Genomic DNA, 22,661 nt, shown 5'->3' on the forward strand with positions numbered 1-22,661 from the left:
CGAATGGATGGGGACCCTGAGAACATGTCGCTGATCCGAAATTTGTTCCAGCGCTTGACAACGATCGCCGAGCCTATTCTGCTGATCGTGACTGCGACCGCCCTGGCGGTCGGTTTCCTCGCGCGGATGCTCGATCAGCGAGTCTTGGCAGATGGGCTGTGGGTATTCGGCACCATTGTTGCGTTGCTCCCGGCAGGGTGGTGGGTTATCGAAGGGTTGCGCAAACGACAGGCGGGGGTAGACGTCATTGCCGTGCTGTCGCTGCTCGGGACGATCTGGATAGGGGAGTATCTGGCCGGAGCGTTGATTGCAGTCATGCTGGCGACCGGGCGAACTCTCGATGCTGCGGCCAATCGTCGAGCGGCGCGAGATTTGCGTTCGCTTCGTGAACATGCCCCGAGGACCGCGCAACGCGAAGAGTTCGGTCAACTTCGGAGGGTGGCCGTCGACGAGATTGTGCCAGGAGACCGAATCTTCCTGAGCTCGGGAGAAGTTGTACCCACCGACGGTTGGGTCGTCGGTGAACCGGCAGTTTTCGACGAATCAACGCTCACAGGTGAGTCGAAGGCAGTGGAGCGCTCGATCGGTGATTCGGTCCGCAGTGGCGTAGTGAACGCGGGTGCCGGTTGCCGTATCGAGGCGAGTCGGCCCGCCCGATCGAGCACTTATGCCGGTGTTGTTTCGCTTGCGCAGGAAGCGGCAGCCGAGAGCGCGCCGATCGTGCGTGTTGCCGATCGCGTGGCGGCGTGGTTCATACCTGCAACATTGCTCGTGAGTGGCTTCGCCTGGATGTGGAGTGGATCCGCGGCACGTGCGGTCGCCGTACTGGTCGTCGCGACCCCCTGCCCGCTGTTGTTGGCTGCGCCGGTGGCGATCGTCTCCGGTTTGTCTCGGGCGTCTCGAATCGGTGTGATCGTCAGGTCCGGCGGTGCTTTGGAGATGTTGGGAAATGCACGGACTCTTGTCATCGACAAGACGGGGACATTGACAACCGGGAAACCCACGCAATCGGACATCGTCTGCGGAGACCACGACGACAGTTCGTCAATTCTTCGCCTGGCTGCATCCGCAGACCAAGTGTCCTCACACATCTTGGCGGAGTCCATCGTCCGAAGTGCTCGCGCGCAAGGTTTGTCACTGAGTACCCCCGAATCGGTGACCGAACGGCCAGGGTATGGGGTTAGTGCAAAGGTTGACGGTCATGATGTCGAAGTAGGTAGGATCGCCGACACGATCGATCGTCCGGACTGGGCGGCCTCAGTGGAGAATCGGGCGCGGCTCGACGGGGCCGTCGTTGTGTGGGTGCGCATTGACGATCAGCTCAGGGGGGCGCTGTTCCTGGCCGATCCAATTCGCAGTGATGCGCGCTGGACGATACGCCGTTTGCGATCGGCAGGGATCACCAAGATCGTGATGCTGACCGGCGACCGTCCCGAACCGGCGGTCGAAGTCGGATGTGTTCTCGGACTGGACGCGGTTCATGCGGAACAGGAACCTGCCGACAAAGTCGCGCGAGTGCGCGAAGAATCGGAGCGCGCCGTGACGGTGATGGTCGGTGACGGAATAAATGACGCGCCGGCGCTCGCCGCAGCGTCCGTCGGCGTTGCCATGGGTGCACGCGGTGCCACTGCGTCATCCGAAGCTGCTGACGTCGTCCTGACGACCGACCGGTTGTCTCGAATGGCTGATGCAATGGATATTGCTCGGCGATCTCGTCGAATTGCGCTGCAGAGCGCCACCATCGGCACCGGCCTTTCGGGGATCGCGATGATATTTGCGGCTCTCGGGTTCTTGGTCCCGGCGGTAGGGGCGTTGTTACAGGAGGTGATTGACGTTGCAGTCATACTGAACGCTTTACGCGCGCTCGGACGGGGGAGGTTGAGCACACCGCCGCTCGGTCCTGAGCTCAATGAGATGCTTCGCGGATTCTCGATTGAGCATCGCCGTATACGTGCGGATCTCGATATCATTCGTGCCACTGCGGAAGCTCTCGTTGGAGGCGACCGTACATGGGCGCTTCGGCGACTTCACCAGACCGATCGTTTTCTTCAAGACGTGGTTCTTCCGCATGAGCGGGCTGAGGGGGCGAAACTCTACCCGGCGCTGGAGCATTCGTTGGGCGGTGCCGAGTCCATTTCCGCGGTGGCCGACGCACACTCCGAAATCGAGAGGCTTTGTCGACGGCTAGACAATCATGTTCGGGTTGCAGACGCGCGAGGGGAAGTGGCCGACACACAGGTCGGAGACCTTCTCGCCTGTCTGTATGGGTTGTATGCGGTGCTGGTGTTGCATTTTCGGCAAGAAGAAGAAAGTTACTTCGTCCTCGCAGATCAATCCGAGGAGGCGGGCGGAGGGGCGTGATCTGCATATGTTCTGCAACATCTGTCCTGCAACGCAGACTGATCAGTTCCGACCCGTCGCACGTATCCTGACGGGCGCCGGAATCAGCAGTTCGAGGGACGCCGTAGGTGTGGAGGCTGACACGTGCTCGATCCGACTTCTGCTCGATCCAACTTCGCCGATGCTCTGGTGTACGGCACGTCATGCGAGTGGTGGGGCCTTGCTCGACCACTCCTTCTCCCACGCGCGGTCGTTGTACCAGCGGATCAATGATCCTGCAGCGCTGAGTGTTACATGCGTCGACAGAATGGTCGCCGAGTACAACGTGATCGCGGCAGCGATGCCGTCGACAGCTGCGATCGACGTCTGAGGAGGAGGTGGAACCTGATCACCTGCTTCATCCGTCCAAACTGTGATCGTCTCTCCCGGGCGTGCGTCGAAGTGAGCGGTCATTGGTTCCGTCCGGGAGATCCCGTTCATGGTCCATGTCACGTCCTTGCGCGAGCCTGTGGTGGCCTTCGCCCCGAATATCCCGTCCACGGATACCCCAGGAGTCGCACTGACCGTGCCGCTCCATTGGCTGTAGACGTTGTGTTGTTGTTCGATTCGTGCTCGGCCTGATGCGTAGACGGAAGTGCCGACTGCTGCTGCAACAGGGACGGCTAGAGCCCCGATCGCTACTGCACTGATGACCAATGAAGACCAGAGTCGATCCGATGGACGCATGAGTTGGTTCGAGGACCAGGGAGCTTGATTCCACCAGTGACTGGGCTCAATGGCCGTGCGAATAAGATCCCTACGCATGGTGCCGGCCGTCCGGATCGGTTCGGCCAGAAGGGAACATCATGACTGACCGAGGGTGAGAGAGCCGGCGTCGAAGGCCGTTTCCCTCGAGCCGTTGTCTTTCGAACTACGATTGGAGAGCTCTTCCGCAGACGCATTTTCTCGGTGAAGGAACGAACCGAGTTCGCCGATCGCGCTCATCAGGGGGGCCGGGAACACAACGGTCGTGTTCTTCTCGACGCCGAGCTCTGCGAGGGTCTGCAGGTTGCGCAGTTGTAGCGCCAACGGGTAATCCATCATGGTGTCCGACGCTTCGCCGAGTGCAGCGGCGGCGCGCGCTTCCCCTTCCGCTGCGATGATCTTTGCCCGCTTCTCTCGTTCTGCCTCTGCTTCCCGCGCCATGGCTCGTTTCATGCTTTCCGGAAGCTGAATGTCCTTGAGTTCTACCAGCGTTACCTCGACGCCCCAGTCGAGTGTCGTAGTATCGAGTATCTGACGGATGCTGGTGTTGATCACGGCCGTTTCCGACAGGACCTCGTCGAGAGAATGCTGACCCACCACGTTGCGGAGAGTGGTTTGCGCGATCTGATCGATGGCAGAGTTGACGCTCTCGATTGTCACCACGGACTTTTCCGCGTCGATGACTCTGAAGTATGCAACGGCTGCGATATCCACGCTGACGTTGTCTCGTGTGATGATTCCCTGCGACTGGATCGGCATCGTGACGATACGCATCGATACCTTGGTCATACGGTCGACAGCGGGAATAATTAGCGTAAGACCCGGATCTCGTACCGCGATGATCCGTCCGAGCCGAAAATGAACACCGCGCTCGTACTGTGTGACGATTCGTATCGCCATTGCGAAAATCAGGAACAGGATTACCGCAACCACGACGACGATGATGGTGGCGCTCATGGTGATTCTCGATTCTGTGCGGGACAGGGTGCCAGACGAGCACTGTCGTGCGGGCGGATCTGCAGGCATGTCCGGTCTTCGTCAAGCTTCGCGTTGCGTGTCGATTGCATACATGGCCGAAAGTCACTAGTTGCACGGCAGGCGGACACTGATTCGATCAGTGGGTTGTACGGCCCGAGTTGACGACCGAGTGCCCTGGTATTGCGTCCTCGGACAGGGAAACCTCGATCGGAGTAGTTGCGTTTGGTTCTCGGTTCGTGAGGAGGTGTGCATGTGTCCGAGGCGGTCGCTGATTCGGAATCGGATGCGGTGAATCCGCGTGAATCCGTGGAACGAATGTTTCGAGATCTCAGGTCAGATCGGCAAGGTCTCTCGGCCAGAGAAGCCGAACGTCGATCCGTTGTTCATGGTTCCAACGAACTGCAGCGTCGGCGTGGACGTGAGTGGCCTGGCGAGATACTCGGGCAGTTGACTCATCCCCTCGCGTTGCTGCTGTGGGTTGCCGCTGGGCTTGCTGTTGTCAGTGGAGCTTCTCCACTGGCGGTGGCGATCGTCCTGGTGATTCTCGTCAATGCGTTGTTCGCGTTCGTCCAGGAATTACATGCCGAACAAGCGGTGGAGGCGCTCTCTGCATTTCTCCCTGAAACGGCGACTGTGGTCCGTGACCGCTTTGAGCAAGTGGTGGATGCACGGACCTTGGTTCCAGGTGATGTGATCATTCTCGACGAAGGTCGCCGAGTGTCGGCAGATGTACGACTGATATCGGGCTCGGTGCAGGTAGATCTGTCCACGCTGACCGGAGAGTCGGTTCCGGTCACTGTTTCTGCGGATTCGACAAGTAATGCAGGGCCTTTGGTTTCGGCCCGAGACATCGCCTTCAGTGGAACGGATGTGCTCGGCGGCAAAGCTACGGGATTGGTCTTCGCAACTGGTATGCGTACTGAGATCGGGCGTATCGCTGCCCTTTCACAGCGTGTGGGTCGTGACGAGAGTCCACTCGAGAAACAAGTGAAGAAGGTTGCCTGGCTGATCGCCTGTGTAGCGGTGGTGATGGGCGCGGCATTCATCCCCCTCGGTAGCTTGATTGCGGGATTGTCCTGGGGAGATTCGATCAACTTCGCGATCGGACTCCTGGTTGCCAATGTTCCCGAAGGGCTCCTTCCGATCATCACGTTGGCGCTGGCAGTTGGAGTACGCACCCTTGCTAAACGAGGGGCGTTGGTCAAAAGGATTTCGGCGGTGGAAACGCTCGGTTCGACGAGCGTGATCTGTACCGACAAGACCGGAACTCTGACACAGAATCGAATGCGGGTTACCAGACTGTGGACGCCTGGTGGCGTTCTTTCCTTCGACGCAAATGGAGCAACCGATTCAACGTGGCCCGAGGGGTCTGTCCCGCGTCGTGTAGCGCATGCGATCACTTACTGTTGTAATGCGGAAATCGGGGACGGCCGCGTTGAAGACGGCGGGGACGATTCGGGGGACCCGACCGAGTTGGCGATGCTGCGGGCTGCGGCAGATATCGGTGAGCCGTTGTCGGCGACCACTCACGTGCACCACACGATTTTTCCTTTCGATCCCGAGCTTCGCAGGATGTCGACAGTGGACCGGGTCGGAGATGAATTTCGGATCCAGGCGAAGGGGGCGCCGGAGGAGATCCTCAGTTTGTGTTCCCGAATTGTGGGGGTCGATGCGTCTGAGCATGATCTGACGTCCTCGGAGCGTTCCGAGGTGGCGTCGGCGGTCCACGATTGGGCACGGGAAGGACTACGACTGATCGCCGTGGCGGAACGATTGTCGATCATCGGCGAGGAGGAGCAATTGTCTCGTCTCGACATCGAACGAGACATGACACTGCTAGGGATCGTGGCGATGATCGACCCTCCACGCCCGGAAGTCGCTGCCGCGGTGAAGAAATGCCATACTGCAGGCATTCGCATCATTGTGGTGACCGGCGATCATGGACTCACCGCACGCGGAATTGCAGAAAGTGTGGGAATCGGCCGAGGGGGCCTTCAGGTAGTCACCGGATCTGAACTCGAGGAAATGTCGGAGAAGGATCTCGACGAACTCCTGTATACCGACAACGAGATCATCTTCGCTCGGAGTTCGCCGGAAGAGAAGCTTCGGATCACAGATGCGCTTCGCGCCGGTGGCTATGTGGTCGCGATGACCGGCGACGGTGTCAATGATGCTCCAGCTCTGCGACGGTCGGACATCGGAGTGGCGATGGGACGGTCCGGCACTGACGTCGCTCGGGAGGCTGCGACGATGGTTCTCACTGACGACAATTTCGCCACTATCGTCGACGCGGTCGAAGCTGGGCGCAGGGTTTATGACAATGTCCGTAAATTCATCGTCTACATTTTTGCGCACGCGACTCCCGAAGTGGTGCCCTTCCTGGTGTATGCCCTGTCCGGCGGTCAGATTCCACTTCCCCTGACCGTGATGCAGATATTGGCAATCGATTTGGGCACTGAGACATTGCCCGCATTGGCACTCGGTAGGGAACGGGAGGAGCCTGGCTTGATGGATCGGGCACCGCGAAAAGCTTCACAGAATGTGGTGGACAAGATGATGCTGGTGCGATCGTGGGGCGTGCTCGGTGGCGCGTCGGCTGCAGCAGTCATGGTCTTGTTCATGGCCGCTCTTCTATCTGGAGGCTGGACTTTCGGAGCCGACGTGTCTTCAGGTGCGCTCGAACACACCTGGAAGCTGGCAACGACGATGAGTTTCCTCGGGATCGTGTCGTGCCAGATCGGAACCGCCGTCGCTTCTCGAACAGAGCATGCATCCTTGTGGAAGATCGGATTGTTCTCGAATCGGTTGTTGCTCTGGGGGATTGCGTTCGAGATTGTCTTCGCCGCTGTTGTGGTGACGCTTCCGTCGGCGCAGCGTGTCTTCGGCACAGTCTCGCCCACGTGGTATCAGGTTCTGTGGTTGCTGCCCTTACCGGTCTTGGTGTGGGGGTGCGATGAATTCTGGCGGTGGACGCGACGCCGCTGATCGAGCAGGCGACCAACCTATAGTGCCTATAGTGCGCGGGCGATGGATTCCGCTCTGGCACCCAGTCCGGCCAACCGGAGGTCGGCGAACGGAGTCAGAGACCCACCCATTCGGTTCGTGACGAATGCGACGGACAAACGAGTTTCCGGGTCAGCGAACGCACCTGATCCGCCGAGCCCGTAGTGCCCGAAGGCTTGCAACGACTGGGTGCGGCTGGTTACAAATGCCGAGTGATAACCCAGCCGCCAGTTCATGCGGACTCCGAGAACGTAATCGCGCGCAGTGGTCTGCACTTCACCCATCTGTTCGAGGGTGTCTTCGCTCAAGAACCTGATTCCTCCGACCATTCCTCGATTGGCAAGTGCTGCATACATGCGAGCAAGAGCTCGCGCGCTGAACACACCGTTCCAACCAGGCATCACGTAATCATGGATGACGGGATTGCGGACGAGTTCGTCGAAGCCTGCCGGCATTCCGGCATCCGCGATGTTCTTGAGGACAGGTAGACGGGTCAAAGCGTAAGAAGCTGTATCCCACGGCACTTTGAACTGATTGATATGAGGAAACAGCTTCGCAATTCGATGACGTTCGTCTTCGGGGACCTGGAACCAGAAGTCCGGAATGTCAAGAGGTTCCGCTATCTCGGTACGTACAAGGTCGGTAAACGATGTTCCGGTTGCCCGCGTCGTGAGTTCGGCGACGAGAGATCCGAATGTGACTGCGTGATACCCGGGTGAGTCGAGGCGACGGATATCCGGTGTTGCCGAGGCCAGGGCGTTGGCCATGCCGTCGTGATCGAGCATCGCAAGTCGGCCGGTGACAAGTCCGCGAACGCGATGTAGCCCGGCACGGTGGGTCAACAGTTGCCGTACGGTTACGTCATCCTTGCCGGCGTAAGCGAATTCGGGCCAGTATTTCGCGATGGGTGCGTCGTAGTCGATGAGCCCACGTTCTGCGACACGGTGCAATACCGTGCTGGCAACCCCTTTTCCGGTGGAGAAGGACACAGATACCGTGGAAGCGTTCCAACGGGTCTCGCGGGTCGACCACCCGGACCAGATGTCGAGTACCGGTTCTCCTTCGAGGTAGACCGCCAGCGCTCCGCCGCCGTTGGAAGGGCGTTCGAAGAGGCGGAAGAACTGGGCAGCCAGCTGACCGAACCGTGGGTCGATCAGCATGACGCCCGGAGTGGACAGGGGAGCACCCCCGTCGGATCCGTCCCTACGAGGGGCGCATGAAACGGTCGTCGAGAGTAGCTCCTCGATCTCGGGGAGGTTCGTCATGGTCTGCACTTCTCAATCGATCTTGGGTTGTCGATTACCACCGCGTTACTTCTTTGAAACGTCGTGTTGATCGGGAAGATTCCTGCGCCGGCACGCTTGGGGAAGGTGGAGCAGAAGTGCTCTACAAACACGGACTTGCGGCAGCATGGCGGGGCTTGGCGCATCTGCCGATATGAGCAGAAAGACTCTGTGTGCGCGTCGCGTAAGGGCGCATCATGAAGGAGTATGCGTGAGTGCTCCGCTGGTGGGGAAGTGCGTACGGCACGCATGGAGAGATGGGAGGCCTCGCTGTGATGTACGACGATCACTATTTCAGTAGTTGGGGTTACCTGCTGATGTTCGTAGGTATGGCCTTGTTTTGGGGCTTGCTGATCCTGGGGATCTTTCTGCTCATTCGCTACGCCGGACATGGACCGACAGAGTCGGGGAGTCAGCCGCCTGGAAGCAGTCGGTTGCAAAGTTTTCCGCCGCCGCGACACAGCGCCGAGCAAATTCTTGCCGAGCGATTCGCGCGCGGGGATATAGATGAGAACGAGTATCGAAGCCGGCTGGCGATTCTGCGAACCGACCCATCCCCCTGAGTGATTCGGCACAAGTACGAAGGAGGTGACGGCCATGGATGCCATGCAGATGTTCCACATGTTCATGATGTGTCTCCACGGAATGGGCATACTGCCGCCCATGCAGATGATGCCGATGCACTAACTCACGATTCAGGAACGCCGGCGCGAGGTATCAAGTGAAATGGTCAAACACTGGCTGTTGACGGACTCGGAAAATGACGACAGACGAGTGCCGTATCGAACGCGGGTGGCGGGGGCAGGTCGGCATCTTCCCGTCACCAGACTTACGACTGAGGATTTGATGGCGACAACACGCCACGACACGGGTATCGATCTCGAACGACTGACTGGAATCCACGAGCGGCGGGTCAGCGTGGGCGATGAGGATTCCTACACCCTCGCAACAGCAGCTGCGCGGGATGCCTTGCGTCGGTCGGGTTGTGCCGTCGAGTCGATAGATGTGGTGATCAGCTGCAGTATCACCAAGTTTAGGGGCGGTATGACTCAATGGCTCGAACCGACGATGAGTAGTGCCGTCGCGCGGAACCTCTGTGCAGACCGGGCTATGAGCTTCGATCTTTCCAATGCTTGTGCTGGGATGCTCACTGGGGTGATGGTGGCCAACAATTGGATCCGCCTGGGATTGATCGAGCGGGCGCTGGTTGTCAGCGGTGAGTATATTTCTCAGCTCGGTCACAATGCTGCCAAGCATATTCACAACATATTGAGCAGAGAGTTGGCTTCCTTGACCTTGGGCGATGCGGGCGCCGCGCTCGTCCTCGAACGGGCGCCCGTGGGCGCAGCCGGGATTCGCATCGCCGGGTTTACAACGGTCGCGGACTACAGCCGGTTGTGTCTCGCTTACCCGAAGGGCAGGGAGCCGGGTGCTCGCATGTTCACCAATTCGCGAGCCATTCAAAAGGCCGCCATCGCCGATACCCCGTTACTTCTGCACGAGGTACTCGACACACTCGGACTGTCGATCCATGACATCGACCATGTGATCACCCATCAAACGTCGGCGCGTGCAATCAAGAAGGGCATGGCTGAGATGGCGCTGTCGTTCGGCGACAGTCCGCGCCATGACGCGGTCATCACCGTCGATCGATACGGGAACACAGCCTCGACAACTCATACCGTGGCATTGGTCGAAGAACTCGAGGCCGGCCGGATCAAACCGGGAGAGACAGTTGCATTGATCTCCCTGGCCTCCGGGCTGGAGATCGGGGTAGTGCTTGTGGAAATCGACGAAGAACTGGTGGCGCGCTATGGGAACGATCATTGAGCAGGTGATGGTCACTCGGGCTGGATGGCTGAGGCGGCACAGCGCACTGCACCTTGCGGTAGCGGCGGCTCAGTCGTGCCTCGGAAAGGCCGGTTGCAGCCCGGATGGCTTGGATCTGCTCGTGAACGCGGGTTTGTATCGCGACCGGAACCTTGGCGAGCCGGCTCTTGCCGCGCTGATTCAGGACGATATCGGCGCTCATCCGGAAGACCCGCACACGGGCGATCACGGGACCTTCTCTTTCGATATCGCGAATGGCACCTGTGGCGTCCTGACCGCGCTGCAGATCGTCGACGGATTCCTCCGCTCCGGAGTGATCGAACGGGCTCTCGTCGTTGCCAGTGATGCAGACCCGGGGCATCGGCTCAGTGAGAGGTTTCCGTTCTCGGCAGCCGGGGGAGCGGCGTTATGCCGCTGGACCGATGATCGATATGGTCTTGGCCCGGTGCATTGGGTCAACGATCTCGACCGCGGGGAGTCTTTCCGGGCAACTGTCGGACAGGCAGACAATCGAAACATCCTGCGTTTCCAAGTGTCCGACTCGCTCGATGACGACTACGCCGCAGCCGGTCACGAAGCAGTTTCCGCATGCCTGCGGCAGGCGAAAATCGCTCTGGCGGAGGTGGATTTCATCGTGGCTGCTCCGGCTCGCCCGGCATTCCGTTCGGCACTCGCGACACGGTTGGGGAGTGCGAGCTCACGGGTCATCGTGGCCGACGACGAGTACATCCACACGGCTGCCCTGATCGCAGGATTGGCGAGGGAGAAACCGCGACGCTTTGCAGGCTCTCGAACGATGCTGGTCGCGGCTGGGGCGGGCGTGACCGCTGGCGCCGCGCTGTACGACGTGCCCCCGGAGTCAGATTGAGCTGAGTCGGGTCGAGCTGAACAGTTGTGTGGGGGGAAGCGATGGTTGCGAACGTATTGGTGCTTGACGCTGACATCGATTGTTGTGGAGGTCCTGATGGCGAGATCTCCGATCATTGTGGGAATAGACGGATCTCAGCACTCGCGCGATGCTCTGGGGTGGGCTGTAAGGGAGGCAACCTTGCGTGACGTGCCGCTACTGCTCGTGTGCGCCACGACCTATCGACGCACAAATGATGGTCCAGACCTCGCCCGCGAACTACGTGACCGCGCAGATCGAGTGCTTGCCACGGCCCTGGGGATCGCCAGGGCCGAGGCTGTCGCCGGTTCGATCGAGGTCCGCGGGGAAGTGTCACGTCAGTATGCTCCGGGAGCGCTCATCGATCGATCCGCCGATGCATCGATGATCGTGCTCGGTCGTCGCGGGCTCGATGAGTACTCCAGAGGGTTTGTCGGTTCTGTGTGCGCGGCCGTAGCACGTCGAGCGAAATGCCCGGTGGCAGTGATAGACGGTTGGTCAAGGGACGAGACCGTCGAGGGGCCCGTCGTAGTCGGCGTCGACGGCTCGATGAACAGTGAGCCGGCCATCGGTCTCGCCTTCGAAGAATGTGCTCTTCGTGGAGCGTCCCTGATCGTGCTGCACGCTTGTTTCGACCAGGATATGTCTACGCTGCATGACGATTCGGCGACCGAGGTCCGCGCTGCGGTAGAGGAGGCAGGCCGGTTGGTGCTGGCGGAAAGTGTGTCCAGGTGGTGGAAGCAATTCCCTGAGGTCAGGGTGCGGCGGAATCTGGTTCGGGACCGGCCTGTTGAGCATCTCCTGGATTTGGCGGCCGATGCCCAGCTCGTTGTGGTCGGCACCCGAGGAAGGGGCGGTTTCGTGGGGATGGACATCGGCTCGACCGGCACAGCTTTGCTGCACAAAACGCCGTGCCCACTCCTGATGGTCCGACAGCCGGGCGGTGAATGCGTTGGCGAATAGAGAATGGCATCGAAAGAAATTGTGTATCAAGGAATCCGGCGATACTTCGTGGCCGATCGTGTCCGACAATTGCGACGAGTGGCTTCCCGCCGGCATCGATGAATCGTTGGAGTCGAGTCCATGACTATGCCTTCGATCCACCCACGTCGTCACGACCGCCGAATGTCGGAAATACCGGAAGCTCTCACATCACTCGGTCAGCTGACGACCCTTTTGCGTTCCCGGCGACCTGTCGTCTTTCTTGACTTCGACGGTACCCTATCGAACATCGTGAACGACCCAGCCGCTGCCACTCTCGTCGACGGGATGAAGGAAGATCTCGCGAGGCTGACTCGCTATTGCACGATCGGCGTGATCACCGGCCGCGATCTGGCGGATATCGAGACCCGAGTTGGCATGCCCGGAATCTGGTACGCCGGCAGTCACGGTTTCGAAATCGTCGGGCCGGACGGGCAGCGCTATCGAAATGACCTGGCTGTGGCCTCGGTGCCGAATCTCGAGCGCGCGGCGGACATTCTACGTGATCGCTTGACCGGTATTCCAGGGGTTGTCCTGGAGCGCAAGCGGTTTGGTCTCTCAGTCCACTATCGCAATGCCGACCTCGACAGGCGCACCGAGACTGCCGCGGTGGTTCAGGAGGTTGGGGGTGGAACCGGGCTTCGTGTCACCAGCGGACGGATGGTGACCGAGCTCCGCCCCGACGTTAACTGGGACAAAGGTCGAACGCTGGACTGGATTCTCGATCACCTCGTCGATGCCGACAACGTGCTGCCGATTTACATCGGCGATGACTTCACCGACGAGGATGCTTTCGTCATACTCCACGACCGCGGCGTCGGGATCGTGGTGCGCCACTTCGAGAACGGCGACCGGCGGTCGGCTGCTCGGTTCGCGGTAGACAGTCCCGTCCAGGTCCGTAAATTGGTGCAATGGTTGGCAGATCTGCTGGGCAGCGGCGCGCAGACGATGCCACCCGCCGGCGATCCCTGGACTGTGTTCTTCGAAGGCTACGATCCGAACACAGAGAAGTTGAGGGAGGCACTGTGCACCCTCGGAAATGGAGCATTCGCCACTAGGGGATGTGCTCCGGAGTGCCGTGCCGGGGCCATCCACTACCCGGGCACGTACGCTGCGGGCGTCTTCAACCGCCTGCAGGACGAAGTATCGGGAATCACAGTCGACAACGAGAGCATCGTCAACCTGCCGAACTGGTTGCCGGTGACATTCCGGATCGACGGGGGCCCGTGGTTCGATATCGATACTGTGGAGGTGCTCGAGTACCGCCAGTACGTCGATCTTCGCCGGGCAATGCTGACGCGCCGATTCCGGGTGCGCGACACTGAGGGATACACCACGACGGTTATCCAGCGGAGATGTGTTGCCATGCACCTCCCGCATGCCTGTGCTCTCGAGATGACGATCGTGGCTGAAGATTGGGCGGGCCTACTCGAGATCCGTTCGGAACTGGACGGTACGGTCCGCAACGGGTTGGTGGAGCGTTATCGCGAACTCGGCTCTCAACACCTCGCACTGCTGGAGGCCAGAGAGCTATCCGAGAACGCGGTTCTGCTCGTGGTGCAGACCAATCGCTCACGGATACCGGTGGCGATGGCCGCCCGGCATACGGTGTGGAGAAATGGCGAACCGACTTCGACTGAGTATCGACGGGTAGAAGGAGAAGGGCGGATCGGGCACGACATATCTCTGCATCTCGCAGCGGGCTGCTCGGCGACTCTCGAGAAGATGGTGACGGTATTCACCGGACGTGATCCCGCTGTGACCGAGCCCGCTGACGAAGCCGAGCGCTGGCTGTCTCGTCTAGACCGATTCGATGAATTGCTCGACGGTCACGTTCTCACCATGGCAAGTCTGTGGGATCGCATGGGCATCGACCTCATAGGTCACGGTCACGCACTGCGTGTAATCCGATTTCATCTACTTCACTTGCTGCAGACGGTCTCGCCGAACACCGCCGACCGCGACGCCGGAGTACCGGCTCGCGGATTGCACGGAGAGGCCTATCGTGGACATATCTTCTGGGACGAGTTGTTCGTTTTTTCGGCGCTGAACCTGCGCCTGCCTACGCTGACGCGGTCCTTGCTCCGGTATCGGTACCGTCGATTGGGGGAGGCCCGTCGGGCTGCGATCGAAGCCGGTCATCGAGGAGCGATGTTTCCCTGGCAGTCGGGTAGTGACGGACGGGAAGAGAGCCAGCAACTGCATCTCAATCCGAGATCCGGGCGCTGGAACCCGGATCCGAGTCGGCGCCAGCATCACAGCGGCATCGCGATTGCGTACAACGTGTGGCAGTACTATCAGGTCACCGGCGATTTGGAATACCTGATCGAGTTCGGTGCCGAAATGCTGGTGGAAATCGCTCGGTTCTACGCGGATCTCGCTTCACTCGACCAGATGCGCGGACGGTATGTCATCCAGGGCATCATCGGCCCTGACGAATTCCACTCCGGATATCCGGATGCTCCCTGTGACGGGATCGACAACAACGCCTATACCAATGTCATGTCGGTGTGGGTGATCCTGCGAGCCCTCGAGGCATTGGATGTTGTGCCACTGCAGATCCGGTCGGACCTGACTCAGAAGCTGGAACTGCCCACACTGGAGATCGAGCGCTGGAGAGACATTACGCACAAGATGTTCGTCCCGTTTCACGACGATGTCATCAGCCAATTCGAGGGGTACGCGGACCTTCCAGAACTGGATTGGGACGCATATCGTCAGCGATACGGCGACCTACAACGCCTCGACCGACTCCTCGAGGCAGAGGGTGACGACGTCAACTCCTACAGGGTTTCCAAGCAGGCCGACGTAGTGATGTTGTTCTACTTGTTGTCCGCTGACGAGTTGCGTTGCATCCTCCATGGTTTGGGCTATGAGTTTGTGGGTGATGCCATCCCCGCAACCATCGACTATTACATGGCACGTACATCGCACGGTTCGACGCTCAGTGGTGTTGTCCATTCCTGGGTGCTGGCTCGGGCCAACCGCGACCGTGCGATGGAATTCTTCGACCTGGCCCTTCGTTCCGATATCGCCGATGTGCAGGGGGGCACTACCGCAGAGGGAATACACCTGGCCGCCATGGCGGGAAGCGTCGACTTGCTGCAAAGGTGCTTCACCGGGCTCGAGACCCGCGGCGACCGCCTGATCTTTTCCCCGCATTGGCCGAAACCACTCGGAGTTCTCGAGTTTCCCATCTTCTACCGGGGCCACCGCCTGCATCTGCGAATCAATGGGAGAGAAGTGCAAGTCAGTGCCGGGGTCGGCAACCAGCCGCCGATCGAGATCGAATGCCGTGGTCGAGTGGTACAACTCCGGCCGGGCGCGACTGTCCGACTGACCTAGTCATCGAGATTGTAGATTTCGCCCCCCCTGGAAGCGTTGCTCACTGAAGGTCGCAACGAGCCGGCGATCGATTGTGGTGCACACGCCGGGCGTCACGGATGGACCCTGCCACTGCGTGACTGTGGACCGGATGAATCGAATTCGGGACCGAATCAGTGAAATTCGCCGGCGGGCGAGGGGCTCCGCGTGGAACGCAGTAGGGAGTCGACTTCCTGTTCTATCGACGATGAGAGAAGTTGGACTTCGGAGACCGAATCGTAGTCAGCCGTGATTCCGAATGCGAGTTGATCGTGGTAGCTGAGGATTGCGAATCCGAGTCGCAACCGCACTGCAATCGGTACGTACGGATAGATACCGATGATTTCACGCCCTAGCAGTCGGCCCTTTTCGGTCGGACCCGGAATGTCCGTGACTACGGTGACGATACTTCGCTGAGGAAAGCGCATCGCGAGACGAATGAACCAGGCGGAGGACATGAATGGTGCGTACTGAGCAGCTGCCGTGATCGTTTGTCCACTGCCTGATTCACCGCCGTTCTTGTGCCGGGAGAGTCTGCGGTGGATCGTCTGCAAGCGGTCTAGTGGATCTACGATATCGACGGGAAGGAAGGGAAGCATGAGCGAGACCTGGTTGTGGAACGACGTGGCGGTGTTCGATGCCCGAACAGAGACCGGGACGAGTGTCCTCACGGCATGTCGGCTGATGTCTTCTTTGCGGTGAAGGAGAAGTGAGCGCAGCGAACTGGTCACACACGCGAGCGCAACGTCGTTCACGGTGACATCGAAGGCGGAACAGATAGTTCTTACATCGTGCATTCGCACCTGTGCTGTCCCGTATCGCCGTTGATGTCCGATCGGCCCGTTGAGGGAACCGTTCGCGCTCGGGATCAGCAGATCGCTTGCCAACTGGGCAGTACCTTCCGCGATCCGGACGGACCGGCGGGCCAACCGTTGCGGCGCCCGGAGTGTCGAGCAGTAGAGTCCGATCATTTTGCCGTACAGCGACTCTGGTTCTTTCGGTGCTTCCTTGTCCGTTGGTGGTCCGGAGGTGAGGGGTTCGTCGAACAATACGTCGAACAATCGGGCCCCGGTAACACCGTCCATGAGAGAGTGGTGGGCCTTGACCAGGATTGCCCAGCGGCCGTCCTCGAGGCCCTCGATCAACCAGCATTGCCACAGTGGACGATCGCGATCGAGTCGTTCGGACATGATCCACGCGACGGTGTCCGTCAAGTCGTGCATTCGCCCTGGTCTCGGCACTCCGATCCGTGTGAAGTGGCGAGCTGGATCGAAATTCGGATCAGGGACCCACGTAGGTGCAGCAAGATCGAGCGGGATGGCGTGAATCCTATCCGCAGCATGGGGGAGGGATCGAATTCGGGTGCTTAGTCTCTCGATCAAGTCGTCGTCGGTGGGTGTGGGTCCTTCGGCGACTACAACCGCGCCTATGGAGAGATTCGCGTGTCGATCGGAGTCCTCGACCTCGAGGAAGGCTGCATCGAGGGGAGTCAGTTTGTCCGACATCGCTATCTCCTTGGTCGACAACGATTTCTACGATTTCGACATCGTCCCGAGATGTCGCTAGGCGTTCAGGTGGGCGGGTTCGTGCGTGACACTTTCGAGGTCTGCAGCGGTCGCCTCGATCAGTTGACGGGCCAAATGGGAAAGAGCACGCGCGACCGCGAGCTCGTCACCGATCTCGGGCACATCGCGATCCGATGGGTTACACCGAGCGAAACCGGATCCGACGATGTGGGTATCGTCCCTCGAGCGAAGGCGTGCGATGGCCCGAGTCCGGTTGCCTTCTTCGGCGGTGTGCTCGTCGATGGTTATGTCGACTGTCCAATGCTTCTCGTTCACGATCAGATTCCTCCTCTGTCGAGGTTCCTGGGTGTCAATTCGGCTGTGGTGGTGTACTTGTCATGTTCCGTTCACGCATCACTGTCGCTTGATGTGCAATCCTCAAGGCCATTTCGAAGCCGGTGTGGTTTCAGCTTCGTCCGGTGAAGATCGGCCGAGTAGAGGCGAACGACGCCAATCGATGGCAAAGGTCACAACCACGCCTCCGTTAACCTGGTCGCTACCATCCAGGAGGTAGATCCCGAGATTGCACGTCGGAGATTTCGGCTGCGATCAGAGACAGTACCGCAGAGACAGAAGCTGCAACGGAGGGTGAAAGTCCGATGCCGTAGCCGGTGTCGTGCGCTTCGATCGTGTAGATCACCACGCGGTGGGGTTCTCGGCCGAGCGCGGCAGCCAAGGCCAGCGCCTCTAGGATGCCCAGTCCGTGTGAGCTGGCGAGTATTCCGGAGTGCTCTCTCGACCAATCCGTGATCCGACGAATTGTTCCGGCAGGTTGCGCCTTGCTGCCGGAAAACGGAGCACAGACTGAAGCGTCGACGATGATCACCAGATCCGACCTCGTCGATGCTTCGAGCAGCCTTGAAGGTTCACTACCGTTGTCGATGACCACGTTCACGCCGGCCTGGTGCTCGCTTTGTATCGTTCGCGCCACCACAGGTCCTACGCCGTCGTCTCGGCGGAATTCGTTGCCGGCTCCGACCACTGTGACAGTCATGCGCGGTTGATTGTCACGTCGAGGAAATGAGTGGCACACGAGATGCAGGGATCGTAGTTTCGGATGGTCCGTTCACACAGTCCGGTCAGTTCGGCGTCTGTCAGCCTGAGGTTCGCGGCGAGGGTGTTGCGGAGGTCGTTCTCGATTGCTGCCTGGTTCTGCGAGGTGGGCGGAATGATTGTGGCCCGCAGGATTCGGCCCTCGGAATCGAGTTGGTAGCGGTGGTACAGCACGCCTCTGGGGGCTTCACTGACACCGTACCCGGTTGCGGCGCGGGGTGACACGTCGACGTACGGCGATTCCGGGCGGTAATACTCACCTATCAGGCGGAGTGCCTCGTCCACGGCGAACACTGTCTCGACGGCGCGGACCACAATGCTGTGAAACGGGTTGCGACACACTGTTCCCAAGCCGGCCTCGGTGGCCGCTTGACGAGCGGTCTCCGAGAGGTCGGCGGAGTGGAGGCTGTAGCGAGCCAGCGGTCCGGTGAGATACGCCTGGCCGTCGAGGTGCGCGTGCAGCGCGGTCGAATGCGGAACTTGCCGTTCCGCGACGTGATCGCAGAATTCCTCCGGCGCGAACGATGATCCGGATGTGGTTGTCAACACGCCGTCTTCGATCGCGTAGCGGCCTGGCTGAGCCAGTGCGAGTAGTTCGGTATCCACCTCGGCATCTGGGATCTCGAAGTGTGATACCCACTGCACGGTCGCGAGAGCATCGTCGAGTGCCCAGCGTAATTGTTCGGCGAGGGGCGCGAGTTCACTGGGCGTCGGCGTTCGGTAGAACCCGCCGAGGCGTACGTTGACCGGATGAATCGATCGGCCACCGATCATGTCGAGAATCGCGTTCCCCGCCTTTTTCAACGTAAGCCCACGTTCGACGTCGGGACGCGCGATACGGGCAAGTTCGATCGCGTCGGACGCGCCCAGGAAATCAGGGGCGTGCAGCAAGTAGATATGCAGTGTGTGACTGGCGATCCACTCGCCGCAATACAGAAGTCGTCGCAGATCGAGAATCGGTTGGGTGAGGTGCGCACCGCATGCTTGCTCGATCGCGTTGCAGGCGCTGACTTGGTAAGCGACAGGGCAGATTCCGCAAATCCTGGACGTGATGTCGGGAGGCTCGCGGAAATCGCGGCCCCGGAGAAATGACTCGAAGAATCGAGGGGGTTCGTAGATGTTCAACTCTGCGGCTTCAACCCGGCCGTGTCGGACCGTGAACGCCAGGCGGCCTTCCCCTTCGACACGGGCGAGGGAACCGAGCGTCAGTCGGGTGGTATCCGTGTTCGTTTCACTGTCCATCTCGCCTGATCCCGTCGAACTCGGGGGAGGCAACGTTGAATGTCGAGAAGACGCGCTCGATACTCTCGTCGGTCATCCCGCGGGTGCGCAGCCACCCCGCCATTGCAATCAAGTTCGGGTGGGTTGATGGACCGAAACATCCATAGCAACCCCTCGACTGTGCCGGACACAGCGCGCCGCAGCCTGAATGGGTCACTGGTCCCAGACACGGTGTGCCGTCGGCGACCATGACGCAGGTGAGGCCACGTCGTTTGCATTCGGCGCAGACACTGGTGTCCGGGATGTTCGGCTTCCGCCCGGCCAGATACGACGAGATCACCTTGAGGAGCTGCCGGCGATCGATGGGGCAGCCGCGTAGTTCGAAATCGACCGGGACATGGTCGGCGATCGGTGTGGACGTCGCGAGAGTGTCGATGTACTCGCCGTTCGCGTAGACCACGGACATGAACTCGGCGATGTCCGCAAAGTTCCGGAGAGCCTGTATCCCACCAGAAGTGGCGCAGGCGCCGATCGTCACCAGATGCCGGGAATTCTCGCGGATGGCATGAATACGTTCGATGTCGGCAGCGGTGGTAATGGAGCCTTCGACCAGTGAGAGATCGTATGGACCGCTTTCCACCTCGCTCGACATCTCGAGGAAATGTGAGATGTGAACGGCGTCGGCCAAAGTGAGTAGTTCGTCCTCGCAATCGAGCAGAGTCAGTTGGCATCCGTCGCAGGATGCGAATTTCCATACCGCCATGGTGGGTGAGGGCATCACAGCTCCTTCACTGCGAGAAGTGGCTCGGCCGCGTGGTAGTCGACTACCGGACCGTCACGACAGAGGAGGAGTTCGCCGAGTTGACAGTGCCCGCACACTCCGGTCCCGCACTGCATGTTCCGTTCCAGTGATACTCGAATATTCTCGCGCTCAACGCCTTGGCCGATCATGGTCCGAGCCGACATCCGCATCATCGGTTCGGGGCCGCACAGCAGTACCGTCGTGCGACCGGGCTCGAGAACGAGGCGGTTCAGGGACTGCGTGACAAATCCGACATGACCCTGCCAGTCAGGTTCTGCCACGTCCACGGACAGCTCGAGGTCGACCAGGTCTCCCCGGCTCCATGTGTCGAGATCTGGGCGGTACAGGAGATCGGATGGTCGGCGAGCACCGACGCTGAGGACAACTCGACGAAATCGACCGCAGGCCTGTGCCTCCAAGACTGCCGAACGTACCGCCGCCAACCCGACGCCTCCTGCAACGACGATCAGATCGTCTTTGGCGGAATCCAGATCCCATCCCGTTCCGAAAGGTCCCCGGACACCTACGATGTCACCGATGGAGGCTTCGTGCAGCGCGCGGCTGACGGCACCGACAGCCCGAACAGTATGAACCACTGTGTGATCGGCGTGAGCTGGGTCCCCACTGATCGACAGCGGAATCTCGCCCACCCCCCGTGCGTAGACCATCATGAATTGGCCGGGGCGGAACCCGGGGAACGACTGCGAGGGCGCGGCCAGGGTCAGGGTCGAGGTATCGCTGTTCTCGTCCCGGCGGGCAACAACCTTGCACGGCGTCGGGACGAGTTGTTCACCGAACATGTTCGCGTGCATAGAGATCGAGCAGGCGCGCGCGTGTCGCCTGCAATCGGTGGAGTAGTGTGTCCGCCAGTATCGAGTAGATCGCCCGTCCGAGATCCGGATCGCTCTCGGCGACAGATTGCAACATGGTGGCGTCGACTTCGACTGCTGTCACGTGAGTGACCGCGGTCGCTGTCCATTGCCACTGTCGAGGTGGGCGGAACCAGGACACACCCAAGATTTCACCGGCAGAAAGTGTTTCGACAGTTTCCTCGCCACGTCCGGGAATTCTGGTGGTGAGCGTAATCCGGCCGGTCCGAAGAAACCAACATCTGTCAGCGGAGTCGCCTTCGTGGAACACCACGGTCCCGGGCGCGAGCCGAACCTCGCGTGAGAAGGCAGCAAGTTCAGACCGTTGATCGTCGGCCAGACCTTCGATTTCTCTTGGGCGCTGCTCGCAGGCGTGATCGCTCATGAGGGACAACCGGTATCGCTGTCGGGTTCCTCAGTCAAAGCGCCGGTCAGACGTGCCGCTTCCGCCGTGATGTCGATTCCCACTGGACACCAGTCGATGCATCGGCCGCAACCGACGCACCCGGACGAACCGAATTGGTCGTGCCAGGTGCCCAACTTGTGAGAAATCCACTGTCGGTACCGGCTCTCACCACTGACACGTACTGCGCCACCGTGCAGTTGTGAGTAGTCCAGGTCGAAACATGACGACCAGTGCTGCCATCGCTCGACATTGTCGCCCGCAAGATCGGAGACGTCCTCGGTGGTAGTGCAGAAGCACGTCGGGCACACCATCGTGCAGTTTCCGCACGTCAAGCATCGTGACGCGACGTCCGTCCAGACATCGGCGTCCCGTGCGTCGCGGAGCATGCCGCGAAGATCGACGTCTGGCATTTGCCGACCCATGTGATCTGCTGCGTCGGCGACAGCGCCTGCGGCCTCGGTCGTTTCTTCGTCGGTTGCCTGCCTACCGCGGACCAGCGTGAGTATCCGTGATCCTTCCGTGGTGCCGACCCCGGTGACGAATCGGTGGCCGTCGTTGTCGATCCTTTCGGTCAGACACAGGTCGTAGCCGGTTTTGGCCTTCGGGCCGGTGTTCATCGACGCACAGAAACACACGCCGCCGGGTTCCGTGCAGTTGGCTGCGATCACGAAAAGACCCTCGAATAGATTTGTTGCCGCCTTTCCGCCAGCAGAGAGCACTGTCTGGAGTATGCCGATCGCTGCCAGGTCGCACGCACGTACGCCGAGAAATGCGTATCGGACCGGTTCGGTCGGCGGTGCGTGGAATGTATCGTCCGTGGATTGGCTCCAGAGTTGTTGCCGCGACGGGTGCAGGTACTGCTTCCACGATTGCGGGCCGGCGGAGTGACCGAAGACGGCACAATCTGCTCTCCTCCGTAGACGATACAGGCCAGGGGCGGTATCGACACCCCATCCCGTCGGCAATTGATCACCGGAGTCGAGAGTGTCGAGGACAATAGCGCTGTCGCGGACAGTCGGCCCGATGACGCGATAACCTTCGCTGATCAACACCGTGATCAGCTCGTCAAGTCCGTCTCGGTCGATGACGAATTGTTCGCTGGTCAGGTCGGTGGGAGATCCCGTATCAGTCATGGATCCTCCTTGCGGGCGTCATCGGTATTCCTCCACGTTTGAGCTTCGCGCATGGGCTGCCGGCGCGGGTAGGGGCGAAGGACGGTATTCGATGACAAAAGGCTCTGCCCCCTGAAGGCAACGGCACGGTTCAATCGGAAAGTATCCCCAGCCGAATCAGGTGATGATCGATGGCCGCCACTGGCAGCGGAATCGGCACTGCAA

18 protein-coding genes are annotated in these 22,661 nt (G+C 60.1%); 7 read left to right on the top strand and 11 right to left on the bottom strand.

Annotated elements, in window-relative coordinates:
- Positions 1–24 precede the first annotated feature (24 nt).
- Positions 25–2,361, top strand: a complete 2,337-nt coding sequence (locus A0W34_RS31170) for a heavy metal translocating P-type ATPase (protein ID WP_081559308.1) — start codon at positions 25–27, stop codon at positions 2,359–2,361.
- 180 nt (positions 2,362–2,541) lie between these two features.
- Here A0W34_RS31170 and A0W34_RS31175 read toward each other — a convergent pair whose 3' ends face one another.
- Together A0W34_RS31175 and A0W34_RS31180 are read right to left on the bottom strand one after the other, a co-directional pair.
- A complete protein-coding gene (locus A0W34_RS31175; protein ID WP_435827949.1) occupies positions 2,542–3,144 on the bottom strand; it encodes an Rv1733c family protein in 603 nt (200 codons plus the stop codon).
- 39 nt (positions 3,145–3,183) lie between these two features.
- The gene (locus A0W34_RS31180; protein ID WP_081559312.1) at positions 3,184–4,041 is read right to left on the bottom strand and encodes a slipin family protein; all 858 of its coding nucleotides are present in this window, start codon (positions 4,039–4,041) and stop codon (positions 3,184–3,186) included.
- A 273-nt stretch (positions 4,042–4,314) separates the two neighbouring features.
- Here A0W34_RS31180 and A0W34_RS31185 point away from each other — a divergent pair, with 273 nt between their 5' ends.
- On the top strand, positions 4,315–7,047 hold the full coding sequence (locus A0W34_RS31185; RefSeq protein ID WP_332316424.1) for a cation-translocating P-type ATPase: 2,733 nt from the start codon (positions 4,315–4,317) through the stop codon (positions 7,045–7,047).
- 26 nt (positions 7,048–7,073) lie between these two features.
- Here the strand turns inward: A0W34_RS31185 and A0W34_RS31190 are convergent, their stop codons facing one another.
- Entirely contained in the window at positions 7,074–8,225 is a 1,152-nt protein-coding gene (locus tag A0W34_RS31190) for a serine hydrolase domain-containing protein (RefSeq protein ID WP_232330135.1), read from the bottom strand.
- Between the two features lie 398 nt (positions 8,226–8,623).
- Between A0W34_RS31190 and A0W34_RS33565 the strand changes: the two genes are divergently transcribed.
- The 5 genes from A0W34_RS33565 to otsB all read left to right on the top strand — a co-directional run bounded on the left by A0W34_RS33565 (position 8,624) and on the right by otsB (position 15,390).
- Positions 8,624–8,911 carry an SHOCT domain-containing protein gene (locus tag A0W34_RS33565; RefSeq protein WP_054187221.1) on the top strand — a complete coding sequence of 96 codons (288 nt, stop codon included), beginning with the start codon at positions 8,624–8,626 and terminating at the stop codon, positions 8,909–8,911.
- A 163-nt stretch (positions 8,912–9,074) separates the two neighbouring features.
- Positions 9,075–10,178: a 3-oxoacyl-ACP synthase III family protein gene (locus tag A0W34_RS31200; protein ID WP_081559316.1), complete on the top strand. Its 1,104-nt coding sequence runs from the start codon at positions 9,075–9,077 to the stop codon at positions 10,176–10,178.
- The gene (locus tag A0W34_RS31205; RefSeq protein ID WP_054187211.1) at positions 10,162–11,046 is read left to right on the top strand and encodes a 3-oxoacyl-ACP synthase; all 885 of its coding nucleotides are present in this window, start codon (positions 10,162–10,164) and stop codon (positions 11,044–11,046) included. The genes A0W34_RS31200 and A0W34_RS31205 overlap by 17 nt, the downstream gene beginning before the upstream one ends.
- Positions 11,047–11,142: 96 nt before the next feature.
- Positions 11,143–12,027 carry a universal stress protein gene (locus tag A0W34_RS31210; RefSeq protein WP_054187222.1) on the top strand — a complete coding sequence of 295 codons (885 nt, stop codon included), beginning with the start codon at positions 11,143–11,145 and terminating at the stop codon, positions 12,025–12,027.
- A gap of 120 nt (positions 12,028–12,147) precedes the next feature.
- A complete protein-coding gene (gene otsB, locus A0W34_RS31215; RefSeq protein WP_081559318.1) occupies positions 12,148–15,390 on the top strand; it encodes a trehalose-phosphatase in 3,243 nt (1,080 codons plus the stop codon).
- A 152-nt stretch (positions 15,391–15,542) separates the two neighbouring features.
- On the opposite strand, the gene A0W34_RS31220 is transcribed toward otsB, so the two are convergent.
- The 8 genes from A0W34_RS31220 to A0W34_RS31255 all read right to left on the bottom strand — a co-directional run bounded on the left by A0W34_RS31220 (position 15,543) and on the right by A0W34_RS31255 (position 22,457).
- Positions 15,543–16,913 carry a wax ester/triacylglycerol synthase family O-acyltransferase gene (locus A0W34_RS31220; protein WP_081559320.1) on the bottom strand — a complete coding sequence of 457 codons (1,371 nt, stop codon included), beginning with the start codon at positions 16,911–16,913 and terminating at the stop codon, positions 15,543–15,545.
- Between the two features lie 57 nt (positions 16,914–16,970).
- On the bottom strand, positions 16,971–17,249 hold the full coding sequence (locus tag A0W34_RS31225) for a DUF1876 domain-containing protein (protein WP_198035743.1): 279 nt from the start codon (positions 17,247–17,249) through the stop codon (positions 16,971–16,973).
- A 220-nt stretch (positions 17,250–17,469) separates the two neighbouring features.
- Positions 17,470–17,967, bottom strand: a complete 498-nt coding sequence (locus A0W34_RS31230) for a hydrogenase maturation protease (protein WP_081559324.1) — start codon at positions 17,965–17,967, stop codon at positions 17,470–17,472.
- Positions 17,964–19,268 (bottom strand): Ni/Fe hydrogenase subunit alpha, encoded by a 1,305-nt coding sequence (locus A0W34_RS31235; RefSeq protein WP_081559326.1) that lies wholly within the window; start codon positions 19,266–19,268, stop codon positions 17,964–17,966. Before A0W34_RS31235 ends, A0W34_RS31230 begins: the two co-directional genes overlap by 4 nt.
- Positions 19,258–20,025 carry an oxidoreductase gene (locus A0W34_RS31240; RefSeq protein ID WP_081559328.1) on the bottom strand — a complete coding sequence of 256 codons (768 nt, stop codon included), beginning with the start codon at positions 20,023–20,025 and terminating at the stop codon, positions 19,258–19,260. The genes A0W34_RS31235 and A0W34_RS31240 overlap by 11 nt, the downstream gene beginning before the upstream one ends.
- The gene (locus A0W34_RS31245; RefSeq protein ID WP_054186603.1) at positions 20,025–20,849 is read right to left on the bottom strand and encodes an FAD/NAD(P)-binding protein; all 825 of its coding nucleotides are present in this window, start codon (positions 20,847–20,849) and stop codon (positions 20,025–20,027) included. The genes A0W34_RS31240 and A0W34_RS31245 overlap by 1 nt, the downstream gene beginning before the upstream one ends.
- Entirely contained in the window at positions 20,839–21,303 is a 465-nt protein-coding gene (locus tag A0W34_RS31250; RefSeq protein ID WP_081559332.1) for a Crp/Fnr family transcriptional regulator, read from the bottom strand. Before A0W34_RS31250 ends, A0W34_RS31245 begins: the two co-directional genes overlap by 11 nt.
- Positions 21,300–22,457 carry a 4Fe-4S dicluster domain-containing protein gene (locus A0W34_RS31255; protein ID WP_054186601.1) on the bottom strand — a complete coding sequence of 386 codons (1,158 nt, stop codon included), beginning with the start codon at positions 22,455–22,457 and terminating at the stop codon, positions 21,300–21,302. Before A0W34_RS31255 ends, A0W34_RS31250 begins: the two co-directional genes overlap by 4 nt.
- Positions 22,458–22,661 lie beyond the last annotated feature (204 nt).

This window comes from Rhodococcus sp. BH4, from assembly GCF_002079265.1.
Taxonomy (GTDB): domain Bacteria; phylum Actinomycetota; class Actinomycetes; order Mycobacteriales; family Mycobacteriaceae; genus Rhodococcus_F; species Rhodococcus_F qingshengii.